The following is a 3,065-nucleotide window of genomic DNA, read 5'->3' as shown; positions in this document are numbered from 1 at the left end:
ATACTTTCCGGCAGTGGCTTGGCGGGGGCATTCGCCAATAAACGCTTGTTGGGGAAACGGGAGAAATTACCTAAAAGGGGTTGCAATTGCTGCAACAGATGCGCATCCACCAGTGGCGTGCGCAATTCGACGCTGTGATCCATGCTGGCCCAGTCGGAATCGCGCAATAATTGATTGCGCATATACGTCATTGATTCAATTTGCCCCAGCGCCAAACGTGGATCGCGGGGCAAAACACCGGTCATGGCATGCACCGATTGGGTTGGATCAAACTTCGCACCATCAGCCATGCCTGCGGTTAATTCGGACACGTCATCGGGTGCAAACAGGCCGCGACGCAACCACCATGCGCCCTCGATAGTTTGCATCCAATCGGCAGCATGCCGCCAGCGCGCATTGCCGCTGCGCTGCGCCTGCCATTGGCCCGCTTTGCGGCCCAACCAGTGTATTCCGGGCAGGGCAGACAGGCCGCGCCAACGCCGCACCAGACGCGGCAACTGGTGGAAACTCTGGTAGCCCTGAAACAGCTCGTCGCCACCCACACCCGACACCACCACCTTCAAGCCTAACTCGGCCACGGCCTTGCTGGCGTACCAAGTGTTGATGCCGTCGATGCTGGGCTGATCCATCGCTGCACGTATGCGCGGCAGGTCGGCTAAAAATTCGTCCCGCCCCACCCGCCGCACATGGTGCTGGATGCCGTAATGCGCGGCAATCGCGGCGGCGACCGGGGCTTCATCTTCATGGCTGCCGGCAAATTCGTCATAGGCAATGGTGATGCCTTGCAGGTCGCGCGCGCCCGCTTCCACCATCAACCCGGCCAGTGCGCCCGAGTCGATACCGCCAGACAAAAACACGCCCACCGGCACGTCGGCCACCAGATGCCGCGCCACCGATTCACGCAGCGCAGCGCGCACCTGCGCCTGCACGGCGTCATCCGGCAACGGTTGCGGCGATGTGTTGCGCCACGCCGCGCCGATATCCTGCCAGCAGGTAGTTGCTGAGATCGCGTTGTGTTCGATCCACACGTAATGCCCGGCCGGGATGGCGCGAATATCGCGATACCACGTTTGCGGCTCCGGCACGCTGCCCAACAGCCAAAACCCGGCCTGCCCTTCAACATCCGCTGCATTTGCCACCAGACCCGTCGCCATCAAGGCCTTGACCTGCGATGCCAGCAGCACCCCGCCTTCGACCTTCGCCACATACAACGGCTTGATGCCATACGGATCACGCGCCGCAAAACCACGCTGCGTGTGCCGATCCCAGATGACGAAGGCGAACATGCCGTGCAATTTGGGCAACATCGCGACGCCTTCACGCGCAAACAATTCCAGCAAAACTTCGGTGTCACTTTGGGTGCGAAAACTGCCGCCTGCGGCCAAAAGCTCGTCCCGCAAGGCGCGGAAATTATAGATTTCGCCATTGAAGGCAATCACGTAGCGACCGCAGGCCGAATGCATCGGCTGCGCCGCGCGTGGATCCAAATCCAGAATGGCAAGACGCCGGTGGCCAAGCGCAACCCCATTCTCGCGCCATACCCCTTCCCCGTCCGGCCCACGCGCGCGCAGTTGCGAAAGCGCCCCGTGCAGGGCGACGTCTGGGATTGGCAGATCAGTGAACGCAGCCACAAAGCCACACATAATGTATCGATCTCAATCGTTGAAAATGTCAGCCGCCACCGGCAACGGTACGGTACAGCTGGGCATATTGGGCAGCAACCTTGCTCGCGCGAAAGCGTTCGACATTGACCAGGCCGCGTGCGATTAAATCATCGCGATACTCATGATCTTCCATCACTCGCAATACCGCTTGGCGAATCGCCGCCACATCATACGGATCCACCAAGCAAGCCGCACCGCCGGCGGCTTCGGGCATCGAACACAAATCACTCGTGATCACGGGCCGGCCCACCGCCTGCGCCTCAATGATCGGCAAGCCAAAGCCTTCGTAAGTGGAAGCAAATAGCAGCATATCCGCACGCTGGTATTGAGTCAGCAGCTCAGCACGCGACAGGTTGAAGTGGTTCTCGCAAGCGACGCCATGCGCGGACAGGATTGCCTTTTGCGATGGTGACAACGGCCCAATCACCACGAGAGTGCAGGCAATCCCTTGCAATGCCTGCGCCACCCGCTCCAGATTCTTGTTGGGTGTAACACCAATGTGCAAAATTCTTGGCGTAGCCGATATCACGTTTGCAGCAGAGAACTGAAACTCGTCCGACACCGGGTTATGAATCACAGATACCTTTTCCGGGGCACATCTCACGCTAGCCAACAACTCCGCACGGGTTGCCTCCGAAATAGTAACCACAGCTTGGCTACGTCGAATTGGCAACCAATACCATAGCAGCCAAAACAGCCAACGCTTGATGCCACGCAAACGGCCCAATGACACTAAGTCATGCACGGTAAGTACGGTGCTGCGCTTATTTAAAAAATATGTCAGGTAATGCGTATCGCCCGTGACATGATTAACATCGCCCTGCACCTTGCGCGCCGCCCATGCATCGCGAAGACGCGGCCATAACCCCGTGCTTGGATACCGACATGTCCACGTCGTTGCCTCGCAGTCGGCTGGCAATGCTGCGCGTACATCTTCATACAAGCGTTCGATACTGAAAATCCCGAAACGCGGCTGCCGAAGAAAATAGGTAATGCAAATTTGCATGACTACTATGCTTCAGGCGCAACATCGACACGGGCAGCCATATTTTCACCCCCGCCCCTGGCGCAAACTTTGTTCACTACACTTTCCATAATGGCAGCAGCCACAGGGATATCATGTTCGGCCGCAATGGATCGGCTTGCCTGCTGCATATCCAGCCGAAGTTTATCATTGACAAGCAATTGCAGCATCGCATCAGCCAGCGCATCCACGTCACCAGGCGGGTAAATCAACGCATTCACCCCCGCTCGCGCCAATACAGTATCACCAACACACCCAATGCCGTCAGCCACAACCAGCGCCAACCCTGCGGCGGCAGCTTCGGTTGCGATTAGGCCGTAGGATTCAAACTCAGATGTAAACACCAGAGCTTCAGATTCTTGCAAAGCTTTTGGCAT

At 58.0% G+C, this 3,065-nt stretch carries 3 protein-coding genes; all 3 read right to left on the bottom strand.

What is annotated here, in order from left to right:
* Window positions 1-1,631 (bottom strand): asparagine synthase (glutamine-hydrolyzing) (asnB, locus tag QWB57_RS10235; protein WP_288969422.1); only part of this gene is annotated, 1,631 nt, incomplete at its 3' end.
* Between the two features lie 40 nt (window positions 1,632-1,671).
* A complete protein-coding gene (locus QWB57_RS10230; protein WP_288969420.1) occupies window positions 1,672-2,670 on the bottom strand; it encodes a glycosyltransferase family 1 protein in 999 nt (332 codons plus the stop codon).
* 5 nt (window positions 2,671-2,675) lie between these two features.
* The coding region (locus QWB57_RS10225) for a glycosyltransferase (RefSeq protein WP_288969419.1) at window positions 2,676-3,065 on the bottom strand (390 nt) is incomplete at its 5' end.

Origin of the sequence: uncultured Thermomonas sp., assembly GCF_937872235.1 — a bacterium.
In the GTDB taxonomy this organism is placed as follows: Bacteria; Pseudomonadota; Gammaproteobacteria; order Xanthomonadales; family Xanthomonadaceae; genus Thermomonas; species Thermomonas beijingensis.
This window is presented reverse-complemented; position numbering and strand designations above follow the sequence as displayed.

Excerpts from the sequence above, each read along its gene's own strand:
- QWB57_RS10230 (WP_288969420.1), bottom strand. The coding sequence starts at position 2,670 with ATGCAAATTTGCATTACCTATTTTCTTCGGCAGCCGCGTTTCGGGATT.